The sequence below is a fragment of the Bacillus sp. OTU530 genome (assembly GCF_038440375.1).
In genome coordinates, this window is the sequence record NZ_JASATP010000007.1 from 192,191 (window position 1) to 215,453 (window position 23,263).

22 protein-coding genes and 2 riboswitches are annotated in these 23,263 nt (G+C 38.1%); of the genes, 16 read left to right on the forward strand and 6 right to left on the reverse strand.

Annotation, left to right across the window (positions count from 1 at the left end; genetic code table 11):
- Positions 1 to 231: 231 nt before the first annotated feature.
- Positions 232 to 450, reverse strand: coding sequence for a hypothetical protein (locus tag AAHB12_RS07735; protein ID WP_342044866.1), 219 nt, complete (start codon positions 448 to 450; stop codon positions 232 to 234).
- A 51-nt stretch (positions 451 to 501) separates the two neighbouring features.
- Positions 502 to 768 carry a hypothetical protein gene (locus AAHB12_RS07740; protein ID WP_342044867.1) on the reverse strand — a complete coding sequence of 89 codons (267 nt, stop codon included), beginning with the start codon at positions 766 to 768 and terminating at the stop codon, positions 502 to 504.
- Between the two features lie 248 nt (positions 769 to 1,016).
- Here AAHB12_RS07740 and AAHB12_RS07745 point away from each other — a divergent pair, with 248 nt between their 5' ends.
- From AAHB12_RS07745 to AAHB12_RS07815, 15 genes are all read left to right on the forward strand, one after another.
- Complete coding sequence (locus AAHB12_RS07745) at positions 1,017 to 1,613, forward strand: hypothetical protein (protein ID WP_342044868.1); 597 nt, start codon at positions 1,017 to 1,019, stop codon at positions 1,611 to 1,613.
- A 113-nt stretch (positions 1,614 to 1,726) separates the two neighbouring features.
- Complete coding sequence (locus AAHB12_RS31685; RefSeq protein WP_446715525.1) at positions 1,727 to 1,882, forward strand: hypothetical protein; 156 nt, start codon at positions 1,727 to 1,729, stop codon at positions 1,880 to 1,882.
- Positions 1,883 to 2,033: 151 nt separating this feature from the next.
- On the forward strand, positions 2,034 to 2,252 hold the full coding sequence (locus AAHB12_RS07755) for a hypothetical protein (protein WP_342044869.1): 219 nt from the start codon (positions 2,034 to 2,036) through the stop codon (positions 2,250 to 2,252).
- 286 nt (positions 2,253 to 2,538) lie between these two features.
- Entirely contained in the window at positions 2,539 to 2,703 is a 165-nt protein-coding gene (locus AAHB12_RS07760; RefSeq protein ID WP_342044870.1) for a hypothetical protein, read from the forward strand.
- A 176-nt stretch (positions 2,704 to 2,879) separates the two neighbouring features.
- Positions 2,880 to 3,278, forward strand: coding sequence for a DUF4359 domain-containing protein (locus AAHB12_RS07765; RefSeq protein ID WP_342044871.1), 399 nt, complete (start codon positions 2,880 to 2,882; stop codon positions 3,276 to 3,278).
- Positions 3,279 to 4,181: 903 nt separating this feature from the next.
- A complete protein-coding gene (locus AAHB12_RS07770; RefSeq protein WP_342044872.1) occupies positions 4,182 to 5,744 on the forward strand; it encodes an SH3 domain-containing protein in 1,563 nt (520 codons plus the stop codon).
- Positions 5,745 to 6,748: 1,004 nt separating this feature from the next.
- A riboswitch (cyclic di-GMP riboswitch) is annotated at positions 6,749 to 6,832 on the forward strand.
- 20 nt (positions 6,833 to 6,852) lie between these two features.
- A complete protein-coding gene (locus AAHB12_RS07775; RefSeq protein ID WP_342044873.1) occupies positions 6,853 to 8,067 on the forward strand; it encodes a post-COAP-1 domain-containing protein in 1,215 nt (404 codons plus the stop codon).
- Positions 8,068 to 8,365: 298 nt separating this feature from the next.
- A riboswitch (cyclic di-GMP riboswitch) is annotated at positions 8,366 to 8,454 on the forward strand.
- Positions 8,455 to 8,481: 27 nt separating this feature from the next.
- Positions 8,482 to 8,763 carry an ArsR/SmtB family transcription factor gene (locus AAHB12_RS07780; RefSeq protein ID WP_446715526.1) on the forward strand — a complete coding sequence of 94 codons (282 nt, stop codon included), beginning with the start codon at positions 8,482 to 8,484 and terminating at the stop codon, positions 8,761 to 8,763.
- 245 nt (positions 8,764 to 9,008) lie between these two features.
- A complete protein-coding gene (locus AAHB12_RS07785) occupies positions 9,009 to 11,015 on the forward strand; it encodes an Ig-like domain repeat protein (RefSeq protein ID WP_342044875.1) in 2,007 nt (668 codons plus the stop codon).
- Positions 11,016 to 11,464: 449 nt separating this feature from the next.
- Positions 11,465 to 12,802 carry a sensor histidine kinase gene (locus tag AAHB12_RS07790; RefSeq protein ID WP_342044876.1) on the forward strand — a complete coding sequence of 446 codons (1,338 nt, stop codon included), beginning with the start codon at positions 11,465 to 11,467 and terminating at the stop codon, positions 12,800 to 12,802.
- Positions 12,777 to 13,388 carry a response regulator gene (locus AAHB12_RS07795; RefSeq protein ID WP_342044877.1) on the forward strand — a complete coding sequence of 204 codons (612 nt, stop codon included), beginning with the start codon at positions 12,777 to 12,779 and terminating at the stop codon, positions 13,386 to 13,388. The genes AAHB12_RS07790 and AAHB12_RS07795 overlap by 26 nt, the downstream gene beginning before the upstream one ends.
- 618 nt (positions 13,389 to 14,006) lie before the next feature.
- Positions 14,007 to 15,275, forward strand: coding sequence for a cation:dicarboxylate symporter family transporter (locus tag AAHB12_RS07800; protein WP_342044878.1), 1,269 nt, complete (start codon positions 14,007 to 14,009; stop codon positions 15,273 to 15,275).
- A gap of 127 nt (positions 15,276 to 15,402) precedes the next feature.
- Positions 15,403 to 17,484 (forward strand): gamma-glutamyltransferase, encoded by a 2,082-nt coding sequence (gene ggt / locus AAHB12_RS07805; protein ID WP_342044879.1) that lies wholly within the window; start codon positions 15,403 to 15,405, stop codon positions 17,482 to 17,484.
- A gap of 66 nt (positions 17,485 to 17,550) precedes the next feature.
- Entirely contained in the window at positions 17,551 to 18,837 is a 1,287-nt protein-coding gene (locus AAHB12_RS07810) for a Glu/Leu/Phe/Val family dehydrogenase (protein WP_342044880.1), read from the forward strand.
- Between the two features lie 87 nt (positions 18,838 to 18,924).
- Positions 18,925 to 19,068 (forward strand): hypothetical protein, encoded by a 144-nt coding sequence (locus AAHB12_RS07815; protein WP_342044881.1) that lies wholly within the window; start codon positions 18,925 to 18,927, stop codon positions 19,066 to 19,068.
- A 127-nt stretch (positions 19,069 to 19,195) separates the two neighbouring features.
- Here AAHB12_RS07815 and AAHB12_RS07820 read toward each other — a convergent pair whose 3' ends face one another.
- Together AAHB12_RS07820 and AAHB12_RS07825 are read right to left on the reverse strand one after the other, a co-directional pair.
- Positions 19,196 to 19,408: a DUF2922 domain-containing protein gene (locus tag AAHB12_RS07820; RefSeq protein WP_342044882.1), complete on the reverse strand. Its 213-nt coding sequence runs from the start codon at positions 19,406 to 19,408 to the stop codon at positions 19,196 to 19,198.
- 75 nt (positions 19,409 to 19,483) lie between these two features.
- The gene (locus AAHB12_RS07825; protein ID WP_342044883.1) at positions 19,484 to 19,708 is read right to left on the reverse strand and encodes a DUF1659 domain-containing protein; all 225 of its coding nucleotides are present in this window, start codon (positions 19,706 to 19,708) and stop codon (positions 19,484 to 19,486) included.
- A gap of 164 nt (positions 19,709 to 19,872) precedes the next feature.
- On the opposite strand from AAHB12_RS07825, the gene AAHB12_RS07830 reads away from it, so the two are divergent.
- The gene (locus tag AAHB12_RS07830) at positions 19,873 to 20,373 is read left to right on the forward strand and encodes a VanZ family protein (protein WP_342044884.1); all 501 of its coding nucleotides are present in this window, start codon (positions 19,873 to 19,875) and stop codon (positions 20,371 to 20,373) included.
- Positions 20,374 to 20,601: 228 nt separating this feature from the next.
- Here AAHB12_RS07830 and AAHB12_RS07835 read toward each other — a convergent pair whose 3' ends face one another.
- Together AAHB12_RS07835 and AAHB12_RS07840 are read right to left on the reverse strand one after the other, a co-directional pair.
- On the reverse strand, positions 20,602 to 21,342 hold the full coding sequence (locus AAHB12_RS07835; protein WP_342044885.1) for a YdcF family protein: 741 nt from the start codon (positions 21,340 to 21,342) through the stop codon (positions 20,602 to 20,604).
- A 727-nt stretch (positions 21,343 to 22,069) separates the two neighbouring features.
- Complete coding sequence (locus AAHB12_RS07840; protein WP_342044886.1) at positions 22,070 to 22,999, reverse strand: LysM domain-containing protein; 930 nt, start codon at positions 22,997 to 22,999, stop codon at positions 22,070 to 22,072.
- Positions 23,000 to 23,263: the final 264 nt, after the last annotated feature.

A 23,263-nucleotide genomic window follows, 5' to 3' on the forward strand; every position in this document is an offset into this window, starting at 1 on the left:
GAAACAAAACAATAGGATAGCAAGCAAAACGTTGTACATCTACAGCCTAAATTCGTAGCATGCTAACTAATAATTTTCTAAGAACTTGAATTTACTTCAAGTTCTTTTTTTGTGTTGAAAGGAGGTTATGCACTTTCTGTGAAAGAATAAAAAGTGCCATAATTTAAGAAATGGACAAAAAAAATAGAAGGTATTAACCCTCTACGAAAAAATATTTAGCTATGTATTTTACTATCTCGCCCTTCTTCTTCTTTCTTCTTCTCTTCCTTCTTCTCTCAATGCTTCGTCACGGTCATGACTAAGCAAAGCTGAAAAGGCTATTCCTAATACTGTGATAACCATTTTAAAAGGCCACTTAAAGAAAACTCGCCAAAATCCAAATTTTTTTATTAGTAAAATATTTATACCCCATCCTACTATCATTACTAATAGCCACAACCAGCCATCCATTAATACGTCTCTCCTATCAATATTTGAACTTCCCGCTTAATGTAAAATCGATTACTTTCTTCTCAATAAGTCTTCTATTCTATCCAGCTTGTCCTCTATGGTGTCTCCGGCCAATAACCTACCTATAATTGGAATAATAACAAAGATAACAAAAATAATAATAAATACCTTAATAATTTGCCATCCATTACTCAAGGTTTTAGCCGGGTGGGTAACCATCCACTTAAAATCGTCTAAAATGCCCCAATTACCTGTAAAAGCCATGTACCCCACAAAGAAGATGACGCACATTAACAATCTCAATAAAAACTTATTCATGTCTTCTTCTCCCTACAACATCTAATTTCAAATCTAGCATATTCAAATCTATTATAAAGAAAATGTTGGTAGGCTTACCATGGTAATTGATTCCTGTTAATTTGAGGGCTATTTTTTATCTTTTTGATGTCATAACTTAAGAAAGTTACAAATATCGGTTCAGCTTTACACTAAATTTGCATATTATCCCTTTATGAAATATGTTCAGGTAGTATAATTTTCATTGTTTAGAAAAAGGAGGTAAATATATGGATTTTAGAATTATTAGGGATGCAGCGGGAAAAGCCATTGGACTTGAAAGGGTGCATGGTGGGACTACTATAGCACTAATCTTGACAATACTTTTGGCACCCTTCATTTTCTTACTCTTTTCTGGTGCAATCATGAATGCGACATATTATCATTGGTCCTTTTTAACTAAATTATTTATTGTTTTCACAATAATTCTCTGTGTATTATCCAAGCGTGGAAGCAAAGGGAGATATGGAAGTAGTTTACTTGTTTCGTTTCTTCTTTTCCCTTATATGATCATTACACCATTATTTCTTCTTGCTCCATTCGGTTTTCTTGTGGAGCAAACAAGTCTGGGTGATTACCTTGTTGGGGAAACTAACAAATCACATCTTTTACCTAGTTACTTGTTCTTTGGTCTGGCCCCTTTGTTTGTAGTTGGAATTACCAGGGGGCTGCTAAGTTTTTTTGCAGCCTGGTCAGACGGTTCAGGGGAAAAGAAAAAACAAAAAAGAGTACAAGAAATGAAACCGATGGAAGAAGTAAAAGAAAGACGGTTAACAATGTTGGCACGGGCAGAGAAGGAAATTGAGAAGAGAAATAGACGATCCTGATAACGCTATTTTGTAGTAGGTCAGGGGCAGCTATCGGCTGTCTCTTTTAGATAGATATTTTTCAAGGGTAGTCCAGAGCTGCTCTCTTTATTTTGTAGAAAGAGGATAAGGAAGTGGAAGACATCCGTGAAATCAAGCAGGAACAGAAGGATATGCAAAGGGATACGCGTAATCTCAAAACTCGGATTACTGTGAATGGGCGAGAGATTACGGACATTAACAAACAATTGGAAAAATCAATAGCAATACAGCGTGGATTTTGCGCATGATCATTGATGCTATCGTGGTTAGATTAATTGGTCTACTTATGAAGGGGCGTATGAGAGTATTAAAAATCTTATGAAATCCTCTCAGCACCAGTAGGGCTTTCCTAACATATAATAATAGGACAAGTTGATAATATTGGGAGGAGAGTGATATATGGAAGGAAACGAATGTCCAAAAGAAGAGATGAAACAATATAATGAAGAACAAAAGAACCTATACCGAGATGTCCGTTCCTTAGAAACAAAGGTACTTCTGAATGAAATCAAAGGAGAGCTTCAAGGAATCAAAAGTAATACCACCTGGATTCTACGTGTTATCATAGGTGCCGTTATTACGTATATCTTATCAGTTTTATTTCGGGGTGGGCTGTAAGATTACTCTAGATAGGTGGGACTATACGGTCTATTGATTCATGTTTGTAATAGGAGATAGTGAGATAAATAAAGGGATTTACTATGAAGCTCACAAAAGGGGGCATTTTTAAGGGGTGGCGTAACTGGAAAACTATGGTTGCCCTTTTTTCACACTGTAGGAAAGTATAGATTTCCAACGAGAAACGAATTCAACGTAGTCGGAAATTTTGGGAACCCAGTATAAGTAGGGCTACGCCCCTGTCTTCGCCCAAGGGTAGGGCTCGCTAATCAGCGAGTTTTCTTTATTGGCCGGCTTAATTGTAACCCATTATAATCTTTTGCATTGGGAAATCGAGCTAGACTTTTGGAAAGAAATTGTATTTACGATTGGTGTTCCTTTGGGATTTGGACCAACCATGAAACGAACGGAGATGCTGGATAATGACACTCACATTAAACTGGTTGCTTGAGAAAGCGAACAAGAAACTAAATATGGCAGGGGTGAATTTTTGGACAGCAGATAATGTTTTTAACAGTCAGAAGTAGTTTATCTAAGCTATTTGTTTTATTTCTTGGACTTGTTTCATAATCTATATTAAAGAAAAGTATTCAGTAGATAACATCTGAGGAAATGGAGGTGAAAGAAATGAAATGGCGTTATATTTTGCTGCTTGCATTAATGGGTGGCCTCCTCTATTTAGCAAATACGAATCCAGAAAAGGGAGAATACACAAAGTGGGCTTCCGAGCAGCTTATTCAGGGGAGTGATCTTCATAAGGCGTTATCGAAAACCGAACAGGAGGATGCAGGCAGTCTTTTTGGGGAGCTGGCGTCCCTTGGTAAGCGACTAACAGAGAAATACGTACAGCCACAGGTTGGTTTGTTAATTGAAGAGTATACAACAAAGAAGGACTATATATTTTTTTCTACATATACAACCTCATTCACCATCGGAGGGAAAACTTATACGTATGTAACAGTTGGTGCAGCGAATCGTTTCGTGCCGATTCAAGTACCAGAACAAACGAAGGAGGAAGGAGCCTAGGCTCCTTCCTTTTTCGTACTGTAAGAAAGTATAAATTTCTGGCTGAAAGATAATTCGACGTAGCGAGAAATTTTAAGAATAAAGTATAAGGGCAATTACAACTCTGTCTTCATCCAAGGGCAGGGCACACCAATCGACGAGTTTTCTTTATTGATAATGATTGATTATTACAGAGACATAGGGTTAAACATTTGTATATAGAAGCTTAAGCCAACCGATAAGCGAAACCCATAAAATGAACGACAGGACACTTCCAAAAAACAGTCCTTTCAAAAAATTTCCTTCCGTGTGTGTGTTCATACTATCCTTCCTTTCTGGAATGAATAATAGTCATTATTGGTTTGAGATGCTTATACTATACATAATATTCCACATTATTTTTGTAGGCTCTTTCGAAAAAGGGAGGTTTAAGTCTGAAAGAATCACATTTTTCTTATACCGTAGAAAAGTATAAATTTTCGGCTAGAAATTATTCGACATAGTAGGGCATTTTAGGGGTAGAGTGTAAGTGCAACTACATTTCTGTCTTCGTCTACCAACCCTATTAGGAGGAAATTGAAAGAAGCGGCCTGAGAAGATTCCCTCTTTTTACGTTGTCAGTCATGAGTAAACGAGAACAATGTGATTTCTTATATTTGCATAGTATGCGGGAACAGAAGCTATATCTAATTTATAGATGCTTTCCTTAAAATTAATCGTTCTCGTTTTTGTTGGATCACGTTTAAAGTATTTCATCCAATAAGATAGTGAGAAATTAGAGAAGACCTAGTATGACTCATTTGTATGATTACACGAAATACAACATATGGGTAATTTATACTTTTCCGAGATTGATTGTTTAACACTAAAATCTATTATGCTATTATGTAAACATTGAAAATTAATAGACTGGGGAACGAAAGAATGAAATCAATCTTATTGAGAGCAGGATTATTAACTTGTTTGATACTCTTAGGTTACTCTTATAAAGGAGCTTCCGCGGAGGTGACATGGCCATCTAAATGCGTATCATATGGTGAAATAAAGCCAAATCAAAATCCTTCTTTTCAGCATTTAAACTGCTTACTAACAAATGCAGCTTTAGAAGCAAACATCCCTCCCGAGGTTGTAAAGGCCGTGGCTACAAAGGAGAGCGGTTGGAAGCAATTTGATGGAAACGGTCAACCGATCATTTCACAAGATGGTGGAATTGGCCTCATGCAAATTACAAATCAATCAGGCTATGATCAACAGAAATTGAAGTATGACATCAACTACAATATCCAGGCTGGTGTTGAAATTCTTAGTAACATGTATCAGCGTACAGATCTTCCAAAAATAAAAGATGCCAAATCAGAGGTTATTGAGAACTGGTACTTTCCTGTCATGGCTTATAACGGTACGAAGCCTGCAAATAGCCCTCTTTATCAGTCCGATGGAACAAGAAATATAAACGCCTATCAAGAAGAAGTCTTTTCCTTTATTGAACGAGACAGCTTCCTAAATGATACAAAGTTAGGCCAGTACCCTTTTAAGACAACTGATTTTGAATATGATTCCAATAGTGATGCGAACATTAAATTTGAAAAGATGGAATATACACTAACAGATTCGCTGCATCCTTCTACATACCTTTTCCAAACAGGTGATCAGGTAGTTGTAACAAAGGATAGTGTAAATTTAAGATCACAACCTAGTAGCTCCTCTTCAATTGTAAGTGTGTTAGCTAAAAACACTAGCCTGATTATCCAGGGGAATTTTTCATATGATCAATCTTTAAGCAGTAGCAACCAATTTGTATGGTACCCAGTGAAAACTGCAGATCAAAGGGTAGTGGGTTATATTTCCTCTGCCTACATTATGGAAGTAGGAAAAGTAACAAAAGTAAATGTAACAACAGATAAACCAAGCCCCCAAGCTGTGGCAACACCGATTACGTTGACAGCTACATCAGAGGGAAGCAGCAACCCTATATATAAGTTTTACATCTTTGAGGGAGATACGGGAAAAGTAGTACAAAACTACAGTGAAAAAAATACCTTTACATGGAAACCAGAACGAGCAGGAACATATAGGTTATCAGTACATGTGAAGGATATTAACTCCCAGGCGGCTTATGATACTTACTATTCTTTCTGGTACAAAGTACAGGATGGGAAGGTAACCCAGATAAATGTAACAACAGATAAATCAAGCCCTCAAGCTGTGGCAACACTGATTACGTTGACAGCTACATCAGGGGGAAGCAGTAACCCTTTATATAAATTTTATGTCTTTGAAGGGGATACGGGAAGAGTAGTACAAAACTACAGTGAAAAAAATACCTTTACATGGAAACCAGAACGAGCAGGAACATATAGGTTATCAGTACATGCAAAGGATATTAACTCTCAAGCAGCTTATGATACTTACTATTCTTTCTGGTACAAGGTACAGGATGGGAAAGTAACTCAGGTAAATGTAACAACAGATAAGATAAGTCCATAGAATACTGGTACTCCAGTTATCATTTCAACAACATCTGAAGAAAGCAGCAACCCGGGGTATCGATCTGTGTCCGGGATGGTAACTGTGTTCTTACTACATCGCAGGAGTATAGGGCGAATAGTGCAACTACATAGACACCAACAAAGTCTGGAGTCTATACAGTAATTGTTTATGCAAGAGATAAGAACTCTGGAGCGAATTATGGATCTCGAGCGGAAATGTACTATAGAGTACAATAAATAAAATAACCAGCAAAACCAAAAAGGGCGCCAACTATGATGCGCTCTTTTCTCATGTCCATCGGTATTTGAGCAAGCGGGGACAACGTGCTCGTTCTATATACCACATCAGTCTCAAGGCCTAGTAATGGCAAGGGATTTGCGCTGTTGGTTTTGCTAGCTTGCTAACGAAATGAAAACTTGAGTAAAAAAACGAAAGGTAGTATTGCCGCTGAAATATTGGTTGTATACGATTTTGAACGATTGAGGGTTGGAGTACGAATTGAAAAGCATTAGCATCCTCGAAAAGTATGTTTTAAACATTATTTTTGGTCACCACTTCCTGCAGAAGAATTAAAAATCTTCTATGAAGCAATAGATAAAGGAGTAGAAATGGTTCTTAAAATACGATCTAGTATTTAGCCATCATCAATAAATTTAGGGGTTGTCCATTTTTGTCCTTCTGTGCTGTTAGTTTTTGTAAGTAATTGAGGTTTTAATTTACTTTTTTCACCAAAATCCCCATGATAAGATATAAAAATAAAGCGTTTTCTTTCCCGTTGTTCTTTTTCATAGAAGATTCTCTACTTAGAAAATTAATTTTGTTATTTTACCTTTCTAACTGTTTTTTATGATTCTAACAGGTATAGAAGGTGTTAGGTAATTCACTAGATAAAGGCATAACCTTTAGTCATTTGTTCTTTGTGAGGAAAAGGCTTTTTGAGAAGGTTAATCTTGTTCTTTTGATTTTCTTAATTTTCTTATTGGGATATGCATGAGCTATAAAGAGCACGGGGGAGCGATGAAACTCTACTTGTATTTGGTCGCTTAAGTGGAGTGGAGCTAGTAGCGAAACCGACCCCCTCTAAATAAATTATGGGGGGATTTTTTTGAAAAAAGGTAGCTTATTAGCAGGTATTGGAGTTATGGCATTGAGTGTCGGTATATGGGGAAATCCTTCAATTTCCTTAGCAGCAGCCCCACCAAAAGTCTCTGGAGGATCTGTAGTTTTAATGGGATTGGAACCAGAGGACGGACATCTTGAGGGCGGGCGTCGGGCTCATGGTCCTATTAGCGCTTACGTAAACATCGTAAAAAAAATGAAAGTTACAAATGGTGGAAATGGGATCTTAGTAATCGGCGGATCCGGAAATGATAATAATGCTATTAAGGTGTTTTGGAAGGAAATAGCATCAAAAACTAATATGAAAGCGACTTTTGTATCTGGTAATAATATTTCTAGCCAATCATTTGATGGGTTTGCCATTATTGCTATCGCAAGCGATATATACAATACCCCAAATGGTGGATTAACGAATGAAGAAAATGACTTGTTAGCAGCACGTGGGGGGGATATAGCCAATTTTATAAATAAAGGCGGTGGATTATTTGGGGGAACCTCAGATTTTGATAATCCATATGGATACATGACAAGATTTGGAATCTTTACATTTAATCTTTATACCAACAAACCTATTATTAATAAGGTCTCGATAACTACTGAAGGTGCGGCATTTGATATGAAAGCTGATGAATTGAGTGTACCGGCTTGGCACGATGAATTTACGGCTTTCCCAAATTTCTTTAAGGTTTTGGTACGTAATGAAACGCCTTTACAACAATTTTCACAAAAAAATCCACTTGCAATCGGTGGAAACAGTGTTATTATATCCCCACAATTTGGATTTAAAAAGGTAACAGGAGGGGGATATGTTGAAAATGATAAGAATAAGCAATCATTTGGTTTTAACATGTTGCCGGACGAACAAGGTTTAAGAGTTCAACTTGAATATAATGATCATTTGAAAAGTAATAAGACTGATGTAGTAAAGATAAAAATAGATAATTATGCGATGAGTCTGAAACAAAAGCTTGCAGAAATTAAGGAGAATGGAAAAACTATCGGGATTGAATTTGATACAGTCGGAGAAGTGACAAGTTCTACCTCTGGCAAGCAAAACAGCACTATTCATATTAGAGTTGTTGATCGTGGGGAACCTGGTACAAAAGATGAGTTCCGATTAACTATACTTGATGGACCTAATAAAGGATATACATCACAGTCTGGTATAATTCAAGGAGGCAATATTCAGGTACACCAATAACCTGAATTAATTAGATTGCGAAGGGGAAGACAAACGGGGTTGTTGAAAAATACTCATTCAAAGTAACGAGAAGACAAATTCCTACAACATGTAGAGCTTGTCTTCTTTTTTGTTGAGAATACAATTACATTTTCAACAAAAAAGTTATTTGTTAGCGAAAGACACCTAATCTTGTTGTTCTAAAGAACGATTCTACGGTGGATGGTGTAAAGTTCTATATTAATTTCTATTTTTAGAGTTAGTTATGATAAGTTTCTAATTTTTTTATCTATAATAAAATTTGGAATTAGATTATAATTATTTCCGTAGGCAAACCTTGTGAAAACATGGGGCGCAAAGCTTTAGGGGCTAAAATAGCAAATGTTATCAAGCTAGCCAGCTGCCGTTCACGTGAAAGAGGAATTAGAGGAGTGAATGTATATGAAAATTGAAAAATTTAATGACGGAGTGGAAATCTTAAAAGTATTAGCTCATCCTGCACGAATTGCACTTGTAAAAGTTATGATTGAGAAAGGACCTGTAAATGTAACTACTCTTTACGAGGAACTTGAAGCACCACAAAGCACAGTTAGTCAACATCTATCAAAATTGAAGAGCGCCAAGGTTATTTCAGGAAAACGTAGAGGTTTAGAGGTTTACTACGAGGTGAAGGACGAGCGAGTAGAAACCATTCTCAATACAGTAGCTAGTGCTTAAGTTTCATTACAATAAAACTATTTGAAAGCGGATTGCTGCGGCAGTTCGCTTTTTCTTTTGCTTCAATTGTCAGTACTAGTGTTTAACAAAACCTTCGGCTTACAGCTATACAAAATATAAGATATAGGTAATTGGAGAGGAAAATAAGATAATCACACAAATATAAGTAAATGTTACCAATCTATATGAATATTAGAATTTAAAAGAGGAGTGTGATAAAATTTTTTAAGAGGGGGCACTTACATATGAATTTTTGGAAAATGTTTACGTTTATTGTTATTCTAGTACTAACTCTCCAATATCCGGCTCAGACACTTGCGTCAGAATTAGTAGATACGGAGCTACCGTCTTTGTCAAATGTAGAAACAGATAAGCAGAATTATCAGGCTGGCGAAACAGTAAACATCAGTATTATGGCAACGGATGATGTTTCGGGGGTTAGGGATGTAGTAGCAAGGATAAAAGGTCCTGACGGAACAGAGTTAGCTGGGGCAGGAACTTATGATACTGTTAGTGGCAAGTGGATTGTGAAGATTCCGCTTAATATATCTGTACAACCAGGCAAATGGCAGATTTTACGTGTCTCGCTTTTTGATAAGGTAGGGCATTTTGTTAGCTATGAGAATGGTGTAGATTATACAGCTGAATTTAATGTGGAAAATACTTCACCAGTAGATACAGAACTACCATCTTTGTCAAATGTAGAACCAGATAAACAGACCTATCAGGCTGGTGAGACAGTAAGCCTTAACATTACAGCAACGGATGATGTTTCAGGAGTTAGGGATGTAGTAGCAAGGATAAAAGGTCCTGACGGAACAGAGTTAGCTGGGGCAGGAACTTATAATACTGTTAGTGGCAAGTGGATTGTGAAGATTCTGCTTAATACGTCTGTACAACCAGGCAAATGGCAGATTTTACGTGTCTCGCTTTTTGATAAGGCAGGACATTTTGTTAGCTATGAGAATGGTGTAGATTATACAGCTGAATTTAATGTGGAAAATACTTCACCAGTAGATACAGAACTACCATCTTTGTCAAATGTAGAACCAGATAAACAAACCTATCAGGCTGGTGAGACAGTAAGCCTTAACATTACGGCAACGGATGATGTTTCAGGAGTTAGGGATGTAGTAGCAAGAATAAAAGGTCCTGACGGAATAGAGTTAGCTGGGTCAGGAACTTATGATACTGTTAGTGGCAAGTGGATTGTGAAGATTCCGCTTAATACATCTGTACAACCAGGCAAATGGCAGATTTTACGTGTCTCGCTTTTTGATAAGGCAGGGCATTTCGCTAGCTATGAGAACGGTATAGCGTATACCAAGGAGTTTTTTGTGGACCCTAAGCCAAAGGTCCAAGAAATAAACGTAACAACAGATAAACCAAGTCCTCAAAGTGTAGCAACACCTATTACGTTGACAGCTATCTCAAAGGGAAGTAGCAAACCTATATATAAATTTTATGTCTTTGAAGGAAATACCGGGAAAGTAGTACAAAACTACAGTGAGAAAAATACCTTTACATGGAAACCAGAACGAGCAGGAACATATAGGTTATCAGTACATGCAAAGGATATTAACTCCGAAGCGGCTTATGATACTTATTATTCTTTCTGGTACAAAGTACAGGATGGGAAAGTAACTCAGGTAAATGTAACAACAGATAAACCAAGCCCTCAAGCTGTGGCAACACCGATTACATTGACAGCTACCTCAGAGGGAAGCAGCAAACCTATATATAAATTTTATGTCTTTGAAGGAAATACGGGAAAAGTAGTACAAAACTATAGTGAGAAAAACACTTTTACATGGAAACCAGAACGAGCAGGAACATATAGGTTATCAATACATGCAAAGGACATTAACTCCGAAGCGGCTTATGATACTTACTATTCTTTCTGGTACAAAGTACAGGATGGGAAAGTAACTCAGATAAATGTAACAACAGATAAATCAAGCCCTCAAGCTGTGGCAACACTGATTACGTTGACAGCTACATCAGGGGGAAGCAGTAACCCTTTATATAAATTTTATGTCTTTGAAGGGGATACGGGAAGAGTAGTACAAAACTACAGTGAAAAAAATACCTTTACATGGAAACCAGAACGAGCAGGAACATATAGGTTATCAGTACATGCAAAGGATATTAACTCTCAAGCAGCTTATGATACTTACTATTCTTTCTGGTACAAAGTGCAGGATGGGGAAGTAACCCAGGTAAATGTAACAACAGATAAGGTAAGTCCATAGAATATTGGTACCTCAGTTATTTACAGAGGGGTAATGAACGAAAAGCATCCTCTAGACGGCGCTTTTCGTGACTGCTGTAATTGAAAATGTACTAGTTGATTTAATGGGAATTTTGGTATATTGGTAACGTGGATAATTGAATTAGATAAGTTTATCTCCGCTGAATAGCGGTTTTTTTGTGTTCTGCTATTACGTTAGAATTATGAGCATCTTTCATAGGAAGGTGTTTGATAAGTACCCTTATGTTTATATTATATATGGCAACATGATTACACCAAGAAAAAAAGAACTGCAACTCGAAAAAACACATTACAATGATGTCATTCCAACTACGGGGATAACTAACATCAAGGAAAATACAGCGCACGTTCTTTCCATCAAGCAATTTAGGAAGTAAAAGGTATTGAAATTTCTTCGTTAGTAGCTATCTTGGTTAGAAAGGATAATATATGAGGAAGTCACTTAACAGAAAATCAGTATGGATCGGAACAGCTTTGATTTTTTTAGGCATTTCTATGCCGCATTGGCTCAGTTCAAAAAATGTAGGTCTAGATAAGTTAATGAGTAGTATGGAAGAAAATCCTCAAGGAAATACCCTCTTGATCATGGCTTTTTCGATAGTTACGCTTAATACAGTCCGCGCACTTCCTTTTTATCTCGGTGCCATTTTGTTGGGAAATGGAGTAGGGGAACAATTACAGAAAAATTGGCTCAAATTAGTGATTCCTCTTGCTGCCATCCCATTTACCTATGTGATTATAAATCTATCAGTTAAATCCAATTATCATTTTGGTGCCCCAGCCATTCTTATACTTTTATGTATTATTTTAATACAGCTGTTGGAAAAAGGGCGATTGGGGTTATTTATGAAATCCGTTATTATTGTTCAAATTCTTTTTGGAGTTCAATGGTTAGATGAGGTTCCCTTTCTTACAGATTATGGGTTTGGTCATGGGAGAATCTCCACTACAGTCAAGCTATGGGCTGTTAAAACTGGGTTTGATCAAGCTCTTTCATTATATGCAATCGTACTTTGTACTATATTTCTAATTAATGCCTTCATTCTAACGGGGTATTTGGTTAAATGGAGAATAATTCAAGAGCTGCATATTGTAAAATTACAGGCTCTTGAAGCCCGTTCTGATAAAGAGGTATTAAATCTAGTTCATGATTTAAAAACCCCATTAGCCTCTATTGAAGGAATTATTTCTTTGATTGGCCTATATAACAAAGATGGAAAAACCGAAGAATATTGCCATGTGATTTCAGTATCTATTCGTTCTATGAGTGAAATGATTTCTGAAATCTTATATAAATCTCATAAAAGTTGTTGTTCCTTAAAAAGTCTAGTTGATTACATTTTATCAAGTCGATTAAGTGGTACGAATAAAAGGGTTTATCTAGAATTACCCGATAACCCAGAAGAAGTTAAAATTTTGATTAATAAAATCCGGATGACCCGTGCAATCGTGAATTTGATTAATAATGCTTTTGACGCTATTGAAGGATATCCTGAAGGAAAAGTAACGATAAAAGCTAAAATGTATGATAATCAGATTTTGTTAGGTGTATCTGATAGCGGAAAGGGAATGTCTGAGGGGGAGCAGACGAAGATTTGGAGAGCAGGATATAGCACAAAAGGCCAATCAGGGATTGGATTATCTTTTGTTCAGCAAGTGATCGAAGAGCATAATGGAACAGTGTCTATTGAAAGTAACATTGGACAAGGAACCACAGTTTGGCTTCACTTAGCAGGGGGAAATGATGATGAAGATTTTAGTTGTTGATGATGACAAATCTGTTCGCTATATGTTGAAGGAAATTTGTGATTTTGCAGGGTGGGAAGCAATAGCTTGCAGCAATGGAATAGAAGGTGTAGAGCAATTTGTAAAAAATGAGATTGATGTCGTTCTCGTAGATTTTCATATGCCTGAAATGGATGGATTAATGACCGTTCATGAAATTCGCAGGCTTTGTAGAGAGGTTCCTATTCTCGTTTTAACAGTAGATGAACGACAAGAGCTTGCGGATCGTTTTTTAGCAGGAGGAGCAACAGACTTTGCATTAAAACCAATAAAAGCACCTGACCTCATTAGCCGAATTCAATTACATAAGCGACTCTTCGAAGCGACAAAAACAAAGGAGGATGTTTTTGTAACGAAAGGAATGAGTCAAACGACGTTATCTCATGTTTCAGTATTTTTACAATCCTGTAGCCAGCCTTGCACAATTGCTGAAATTACAGAAGAAGTAGGTTTAGCTTATCCTACAGTTTATCGCTGTCTCGTTCACTTAATCCAAACAGAGAAGGTCCGTAAGATTGTAAGCTATCAAAAGATTGGTAGGCCTAAACATCTTTATCAGTGGATATAAACTTAGCACACAAAGCATAAATTTTGTCTGGGATTACAGAGACAAAATTTATGCTTTTTACTTTTTTTCTTTTTTTTCCGTTTTATTAGAAAAAAAGAAGAGATATACTCTTCTTAGCTTAATGGATGAAAGGGTTTTCAAAAGAGGGGGAGTTATTTTAAGCAAAAAGATTTTTTTTGGAACCTAATCATGAAATTGAAACAGAGGAGGTGTTTTTAAATTTTAATCAAGTTATCCTCTGGGGAATGTAGCTTCTTTGTAAAGATCAAGGATTTGCAGACTATCTAGTATAGTGATGCTCTGTTTAAACTCTGTTTTATGATATTAGTATGCGTCTTAACTTATCTTCATTTGTGCTTCCATTTCATTTTTTAATCACCCCAGACTAGACTAAACATTTATTGTTTCCATGTTTCCTTTGTAGCTAAGGCCATGCTTTAGAATTCATTACACAATACAAAGTTAGTAAGAGATTAGATTTACAAGGCGACTTTTTTTCTTTTTTTTCTCTGTGGTTTATGTAAGAAAATATAACGCAAATGTGTTTTTAAAAAAAGTTAGCGATTATGATAGGAAACAAGGTTTTACAAAATCCTAGAAAAAGAAGGGAGTATTGGAATGAAAAGAATAGGGCTAGCATGGCAAATCTGTATTGGGTTAATTGGAGGAATTATTGTAGGAGCCATTTTCTTTGAAAATCCAAAAGTGGCGGAGTTTCTGCAGCCAATCGGAGATATCTTTATTCGTCTAATTAAAATGATTGTGATCCCAATTGTGGTCTCAAGCTTAATTATTGGTGTAGCTGGTGTGGGCGATTTGAAAAAGCTCGGTAAACTTGGTGGCAAAACCCTTTTATATTTTGAAATTATTACGACTATTGCCATTGTAGTTGGGTTGTTAGCAGCAAATATTTTTCAGCCTGGCAGTGGTATTGATATGTCATCCTTGCAGAAAACCGATATCGGCAGCTATGTTGCTACAACTGAAGAAACAAAAAGTCACGGCTTTGCGGAAACATTTGTTCATATTGTTCCTCCGAATGTCTTTCAAGCAATGGTAGAAGGTAATATGCTAGCGATTATTTTCTTCTCTGTGTTATTTGGCATGGGAGTAGCTGCAATTGGGGAAAAAGGGAAGCCGGTTTTAAAGTTTTTCGAAGGTACAGCTGATGCGATGTTCTATGTAACAAATCAAATCATGAAGTTTGCTCCGTTCGGTGTATTTGCCCTGATTGGTGTGACAGTATCCAAATTCGGTGTTCAATCACTCATTCCGTTGAGTAAGCTAACGATTCTAGTTTATGCGACGATGATATTTTTTGTTATTTGTATATTAGGTATTATAGCTAGATGGGTAGGTATCAACATCTTTCAGTTTATCAAACTATTAAAAGATGAACTTATCTTGGCTTACTCCACGGCAAGCTCTGAAACTGTTTTACCAAGGATTATGAACAAGATGGAGAAGTTAGGATGTCCCAAAGGAATTGCTTCATTTGTTATTCCAACAGGATACTCGTTTAACCTAGATGGTTCCACGTTGTATCAGGCGATAGCGGCTATCTTCATTGCACAAATGTATGGCATTGATTTATCGATTGGTACACAAATTTCGTTAGTGCTTGTATTAATGGTTACATCTAAGGGGATTGCCGGTGTTCCAGGCGTGTCATTTGTTGTATTGCTGGCTACGCTTGGTACGGTTGGAATTCCTGTAGAAGGGTTAGCATTTATTGCTGGGATTGACCGTCTTTTGGATATGGCAAGAACAGCTGTAAACGTGGTAGGAAACTCATTAGCGGCAGTTGTTATCTCAAAGTGGGAAGGCCAGTTTAATGCCACAGGTAGAGTAGATCGCATAAAAACAAGAAGTGAAGAGGTCTCATAATACCTTAACCTTTTGGTTCATTGTTTATTACTACAATTTCTCGAAATTATTGTAGGGGAAGAAGTTTATTTTCATACATTTTGCAAGAGGCTATAGGATTTTAAAAGACATAAAAGGAGAACTATCTATGAAATACCTAAAAAAATCTATGTTAGTTACTTTTAGCTTTTTTTGTCTGACTACACCAGCTTTTGCAAGCGTTCCTGGGGTAGATGATTCTATGAAAAAAGGAGCAACAGAAGGAATAGTATCGGTTTCCCATCCATTAGCTGCTGAGGCGGGTAAAAAAATATTAGAGCAAGGTGGAAATGCGGTTGATGCAGCAGCTGCTATTCAACTATCGTTAAACGTTGTTGAACCAATGATGTCAGGCATTGGTGGCGGCGGCTTTATGATGATTTATCGTAAGGATGAAAATAAAATAACTATGCTTGATAGTCGTGAAATGGCTCCAGAGAACGTCACACCTGAACTTTTTTTAGATGAAAAAGGACAACCAGTTCCTTTTAATGAGCGGCATACAACTGGAAAAGCAGTAGCTGTTCCAGGGACGATAAAAGGGGTTGAAGAAGCCCTTGAGAAATATGGAACAATGAAGCTATCTCAAGTGATTGAGCCAGCCATTGAGCAAGCAGAAAAAGGTATTAAGGTTAACTGGTCAATGGCCCAATATATTGATGAGAATGTCCAGAAGCTCCAAAAATATCAAACAGCAGCAAATGTGTTTGTTCCCAATGGTAAACCTTTGAAAGAGGGAGAAACCCTTGTTCAGCCAGATTTAGCAAAGACGCTTAAATTAATTCAACAACAAGGATCTAAGGCATTTTATACAGGTGAAATTGGGGAAGCACTTGTCAAAGAAGTGCAACAACGTGGCGGAACAATGACAACAAAAGATCTAGAAAACTATGTAGTGAAAGAACGGGAGCCTGTTAAATCGAATTATCGGGGCTTTGAAGTTGTCAGTGCAGCTCCACCAAGCTCAGGCGGTTTGACCGTTCAGGAGATTTTGAAACTAATGGAAGGTTTCGATGTACAAAAGATGGGAGTAAACTCACCAGCATATCTTCATCATCTCACAGAAGCAATGCATTTGGCTTATGCTGATCGAGCGGCTTATATGGCAGATGAAGACTTTTATGATGTGCCGACAAAGGGACTTTTGGATGAGGAATATATAAAGGAAAGAAGACAGCTTATTAATCCAGATAAGGCTACTGCTGCTGTTAAAGAGGGTGACCCATGGAAGTATGAAGGCAAGGATTCCCCTTCTCAAGTGACAGTAAAAGAGAGCAACCCAATCGGACAAACAACTCACTTCTCTGTTATGGATAAATGGGGAAATATGGTTTCCTATACGACAACGATCGAACAGGTATTTGGTTCTGGTATTATGGTGCCAGGCTACGGATTTATGTTAAACAATGAAATGACCGATTTTGATGCGACCCCAGGCGGCGTTAATCAGGTAGAGCCAAGAAAACGGCCAAGAAGCAGTATGTCACCAACCCTTCTTTTAAAAGAAGGTCAGCCGTTTATGGCTATTGGTTCCCCAGGGGGACCAACGATTATCGCCTCAGTTGCTGAAACGATTCTTAACGTTATTGATCATCAAATGCCAATCCAGGAAGCTATTTTAACACCTCGCATTTATTCAGGGGGTTATCCTACCGTTAGATGGGAGCCAGGAATTGATCAAAATACAAGATTAGAATTAATGGCAAAAGGCCATGTGTTTGAGGAAGTTCCACAAAATATTGGGAATGTACAGGCGGTTATCTTTGATTATGAAAATGGAAAGATGTATGGGGGAGCCGATGATACAAGAGAAGGAACGGTGCTTGGTGTAGATGCAGTATCATATACGTCTAAAGAGCCAAGAGCAATAAAAGAAGAGGAAAAAGGACCGTTTACTTTTAAAGTAAATGGTAACGTGTATCCATATACGGCAAAGCAAATGAAGATAATTGATGGAAAACCTTTTATTCAATCAGATAAATTATTGCTCGGTTTAGGTGTTATTGAATCAGCAGATTTAACAATATATAAATCGGATAAAACATCGTATTTACCTGTTATAAAAGTCGCAGAGTCATTGGGATATAAGGTGAGCTGGAATGAGGGAGAGAAGGTAGTACTGCTAGAAAAGGATTTATCTAATTCCGACAGCCCAAATGATGATGAGGATGATGAGATTATCACGAAATAACCTTTTAAGTATTTTGTAGGTCTGGGTTAACTACAGTTTGTAGGGATAAATAGAGGGGGAACCGTAATGAGTGTGAAACAATTCGAGATTAGAGGAGAAAAACAGAAGACAAACGAACAGCTGAGTGTGTTAGAAAGCACTCAGCAGGTGATTCATACAGCTCTTGAAAATATGGGATATAGAGAGGAAGTATATGAATTATTAAAGGAACCCCTCAGATTACTAACGGTTCGGATTCCTGTCAGAATGGACGATGGCTCTGTTAGAGTATTTACCGGATACCGTGCGCAGCATAATGATGCGATTGGACCGACAAAAGGGGGGATTCGCTTCCATCCGAATGTGACAGAGGAGGAGGTAAAAGCTCTTTCTATGTGGATGAGTATTAAATGCGGAATTACAGGTCTTCCTTATGGAGGCGGAAAGGGCGGAATTCAATGTGATCCAAGGGAAATGTCCTTCCGGGAATTGGAACGGTTAAGTCGCGGTTATGTTCGTGCTATCAGTCAAATTGTTGGACCAACAAAGGATATTCCTGCTCCTGATGTATTTACGAATTCGCAAATTATGGCATGGATGATGGATGAATATAGCCGAATTCGTGAGTTTGATTCGCCTGGATTTATTACAGGGAAGCCATTGGTATTAGGTGGTTCTGTCGGGAGAGAATCCTCTACTGCTAAGGGCGTGATTATCGCAATGAAAGAAGCTGCAAAAGTGAAAGGGTTAGAAATAAGAGGCTCCAAGGTGATTATCCAAGGGTTTGGAAATGCGGGGAGTTTTCTGGCGAAGTTTCTTCATGATGAGGGAGCGAGGGTTGTTGGGATCTCGGATGCGTATGGCGCTTTATATGATCCGGAAGGTCTAGATATTGACTACTTATTAGATAAACGAGATTCGTTTGGAACGGTTACAAGGCAGTTTTCAAGCAGGATCACAAATCAGGAACTTCTCATACAACCATGCGATATTTTAGTGCCAGCAGCACTTGAAAACCAAATTACCGAAGAAAATGCCGCGGATATTCAGGCGCAAATCGTAGTGGAGGCAGCCAATGGACCGACAACGTTAAGGGCGACAGAAATTTTAACTGAAAGAGGGACATTAATTGTTCCGGATGTGTTGGCAAACTCTGGTGGTGTTATTGTTTCTTATTTTGAATGGGTGCAAAATAACCAAGGTTATTACTGGACAGAGGAAGAAGTCGACACTAAACTCGAAGCAATCTTGACGGCATCTTTTTTGCAGGTTCATCAAACGGCCATTACTCGAGGAATTAATATGAGATTGGCAGCGTATATGGTCGGATTGAAAAAGATGGTGGAGGCTTCTAGTTTTAGAGGATGGATATAAGTCTAGCAGAGTAGAAGGTTTTGTCATTGGGGTTCTCTCTCCATTCTAAAGGATTACAGGATAATTTTTCATTGGAGGAAATGTTTCATGTGGGTAATCACTGTTTATGCTAAAAATAAAGTTAACATGCTTGAATTTGAAGTTGAGGGAGAGGCGAGGCAGCTTTCGAGAGAATTCAGGGCTGTAAAATCCTTTCTGAGGTCATTTATTTTAATGATTAAAGCCCTATGATATCAACTTATTGTTGAATAACTTAAAAGGTAGGAATCCTCTGGGGAGGTATTCTTATTAACTGTAACAACACAAACCTTAGAAGTATGTACAAGAGAGGGGGCCTGAGACCCCCTCTTTTATACATTTAATTCAGCTTAACTTCTGCCACAGTACGCTCGACAATACGAGCTCCCTTTTTGCGGGCATTTTGCCCGAGTGTTAAAAAGACATCGGCTGCGAGCACTGTATCCATAACGCTGTTCACCGCTGCCTCATTCACAGGAGTGATGGGGCTATCGATGGTGAATGTGACGGTTTTGCCATCCTCACGCAAAAACTGCAATTCAAGAACCTGCATGTGTGCTTCCTCCTTCTTTAAACGGTTTAGGATAGGGCTAGCTCAATGAAGAATATCAAGGAGCTAACCGCTTGATTACGCTTGGGCTACGTCATTTGTGCTTAGCATTTGCACCGCGTCTAGTGTGTATGTTTGCAGGGAAGCAAGGGCGATTGCTGCTTCATGCACCTTTTCTGGCTGTGCATTTGGCTTGATTCCTTTGTACAGCTTGTTTTTCAAAACAGGCTTGCCGTTCATGTCCATCCCGCCATTGAAGACGAGGCGTACACTTACATCTGTTATCAATGTTTGTACTGCCATCTCTATCACCTCCTTCGCCTGATATATACATACGAAGGGAGAAAATGGGCTTAAGCGGCGAAAAAAGATTTGTTTTTCCTGTCTGTTATAGAGAGAGCCGTGCCCTATGTCCGCTTTTCAAAAATATATGGTAAACTGATGAGGAGATGGAGGGGACACTAGCAATGAAGAAATGGATGCAACTATGGCTGCCAGTGCTGCTTTGGGTAGGGATGATTTTTTATTTTTCCTCGCAGCCATACGAAAAGCAGGATATGAGACCAACATTTGCGCAATATGTAGATGAGCATACTGTGGAGAAATATTTTTCTTGGGTAGATTTTCGTTATGTAGGACATGAGGTTAGCATTGCCCATTTAGGAGTACCAGGCTTTTTAGAGTTCTTTTTACGAAAGGGTGCACACTTCTCTGTATACTTTGTATTAGCTATTCTACTGCATCGTGCACTTTCCCATTATTCCATGAGGAATGGACAGACCGTGATGCTTGCGCTGCTTTTAACGGCTGCATATGCCGGATTTGATGAAGTGCATCAGTCGTTTACAAAGGATCGGACGCCGCTTTGGCAGGATTCTGTTTTAGATACAGTCGGAGGATCGTTTGGACTTGCCGCTCGGTTGCTGTTTATGAGACGGAAGCGTAGAGGTTCAACTGCCCGTATATAGGAGCTACAGAAAAGGAATATGCTTTGGAGAAGGAACGTCCTGGGAGAACCAGGACGTTTCGTTTATATTTTGCACGCCCAGCTAAGCTATTGTCTGATAGCTGGTAAAAGTCCAGCCCAGAGAATATGGGTGAAGACCATGGAAGGTGTGAAGAACTTGGAAGACAGCACCTAAGAATCCTCGAAGTTAAGGGGATATCTCCTCCCTCATAGTTTTCCTATACAACAATCACAAATATAAAGCTGCAATACCTACGTATTCTTTAATTGCAAGAAATAACGGTGTTTGGAGAGAAGGAGTGAGTTGATTTAGGTCTATAGATAAATCTTGGCTCGATTGGTAGTCTGTAGGATAGGGTTGTACACTAATCCCGAGATTGTTAAAGTTTCTTACTGCCCGTTCCATATGAAAGGCCGATGTGACCAAAATAGGGTTGTGCAATTTGTGTTTTTTCAATAATTGCTTTGTAAATTTGGCGTTCTGCTCAGTGTTAATACTCTTGTTTTCAAGGATAATTTTCTCTTCTGGTACTCCTAGGCTAATGAGTTGGCGTTTAGCGATATTAGCCTCATTTCCGTAACTTGTAAATACTTGACCACCCGAGAGGATAATAGGTAATCTTGTTTGATTGTAAAGTCTAATAGTAGTTAGTAGCCGATTGGCTCCATTACCGGAAAGTTGGCCTTTCCCATCGATATCCGGTGAATCGGGTGTGGCTCCACCCCCTAGCATTACAATGACATCTCCATCCACTTGGGAAGGCGGTGTATGACGTTGCTCTAATGTTTGGGTGAGGATATTCCCGGTTAAAGGGATTACAGATATGTAAAGGAGCAGCGTAATAATAAATAACACTTTAGCTGCTAATTTTTCCCGTCGGTATAGCCAAATACTCAAAAGAACTAATACGGTTACGAACCCCCCTGGCGGAAGAATGAATCCGTAAATGAATTTTATAATGTAAGTCATAGCGGACGCTGCTCCTTTCTTCCTCCTGATTATAACTCACACTTAACTCTAGATTAAACTAGTATTAAGTGAAAATATTTAAATTTAAACAAATACGGATTTTGTAATATAGGCATTCTACTTTGTAAAAAATATATACATTGGAAACGTTTTCATATATGATTGATGTACAAAGTTAAAGAATGTAAATGATTAACAAAACCTGTTGAGGAGTGAGTTTATATGGAAGAGCAAGGGAATTTCTTAATTGGTTTAATGTGTGGAGCCCCTTTGAGTGTTCTACTATGGATTTCATTCTTTGGGTGGTTAAAGTTAATGTGGAATCTTATTTTATAAATGCTTTAAGTGAAAACTTAGAGAAGAGAATATGATGTTCTTTTTTGATTTTACGTCAAAACACCATTTTTTTATTAATCTAGAGGGGCAAGGATGCTGCAAATACGGTTTTTGTAGTAAATAATAAATAAAGAACGATTTCTGCTTCCTTTTTATGATTAAAAGAAACTTTAGAATATAGCAGGGGTAAAAAACTTACTAATAATCGAGGTTTCCTTGAAAGAAAGGATCTAGGGTTCTCATTGGTTATTTTCATGCAAACCTGTTCGCTATAAAAAGGCCTTTAAAGGCCTTTTTTATCAGAGTGTCGAGAAACCCTTGGGTTTCTCGACACTCTACGAGTGCAACTACGGCACTGTCTTCGCCAATCGGCGAGTGTTCTCTAATAGTCTTATCTTATGCCAATTAGTGTGTCGCCCGTATAGCTGATTTCAACAATTTTATTATAGTATTCGTTTGTATAGTCTATCCCTTGTCGTGAAGGGATTAATTCGAGTGTTTCTCCACCATTTAGAGGTGAAAATGCAACTGCATCGTCACCTGCCCCTAAACAAATGGCAACGACTACTGTGACGTCAGAAGGAATTTTAATAATCTGGTTGGCTCTAACCTTGTTTAGGTTAAGTCCTGGATTAGCGGCTGCAATATCTTGCAGTGTCGCATTATAAAATGCAGCTAGTTCGCTAACCGTTTCTCCCTTTTTAATGCTAACATCAAGAATGGTCTTTTTTGTAGCATTTACAGGACTTGCGATAGGTTGTTGCACCTGCTGTTGTATCATTGGACTTGCAGTAGGGGTTACTGCTGTTTCTTGACTTGCTGGTATGTATAACGAATCAGGATCAACCTGGTGCTGTGTAATATAATTACTTCTGTTTACTTTGAGTTTCTCAGCTGGCGGCAGGGTGATAACCGTTCCGGCAACGAGCTGCCCTTTTTTGTTCAATTTGTCTTGGTTCACATCTAAGACCCTCTGCCAAGAGAGTTCCTGATAATAAGACGCTAATTTGCTCGGTGAGTCCCCAGGCTGAACCTGATAAGCAATATCCATTCCGCATTCACAAGCTTCTGAATGAGTATATACCAAAAGTCCGCTCACGAACACAAATCCTGTCAGCGCTCTTCTTAAAACTGGCTTTTTGTTGCTATTCTTCGTTCTTTGTAGAAAGCTTGTGCTGATAAATTTTAATTGGATCCCCTCTAGTTTAAAGATTTTTCTCTTTGGTTTCTTTCCAAACCTTGCTTTTCTGCTTGCCCCGGCTGGTACAAAGAAGTCGTCCATTGTTAATGTGGCAGTTGCTTGAATAGTTGAAGTTTGCATTTGTTCTCCTCCTTATGGATAGGACGTGTTATTTTGAAATTTGAGGCTGTTGAAAAATATCAGGATTTTCAAATGTGTCAACCATTTCTTATGTATAAATGTAGAGCAGAGCAAGCATAGCGCGGTAGTTTGCGCTGTAAAAGCGTATAAATCTCTAGCTGGAAGACTATTCGACGTAGCGAGAAATGTTAGGAATACAGTATAAGGGCAACCACTCCTCTGTCTTCATCCAAGGGCAGGGTTTGCCAATCGGCGAGTTTTCTA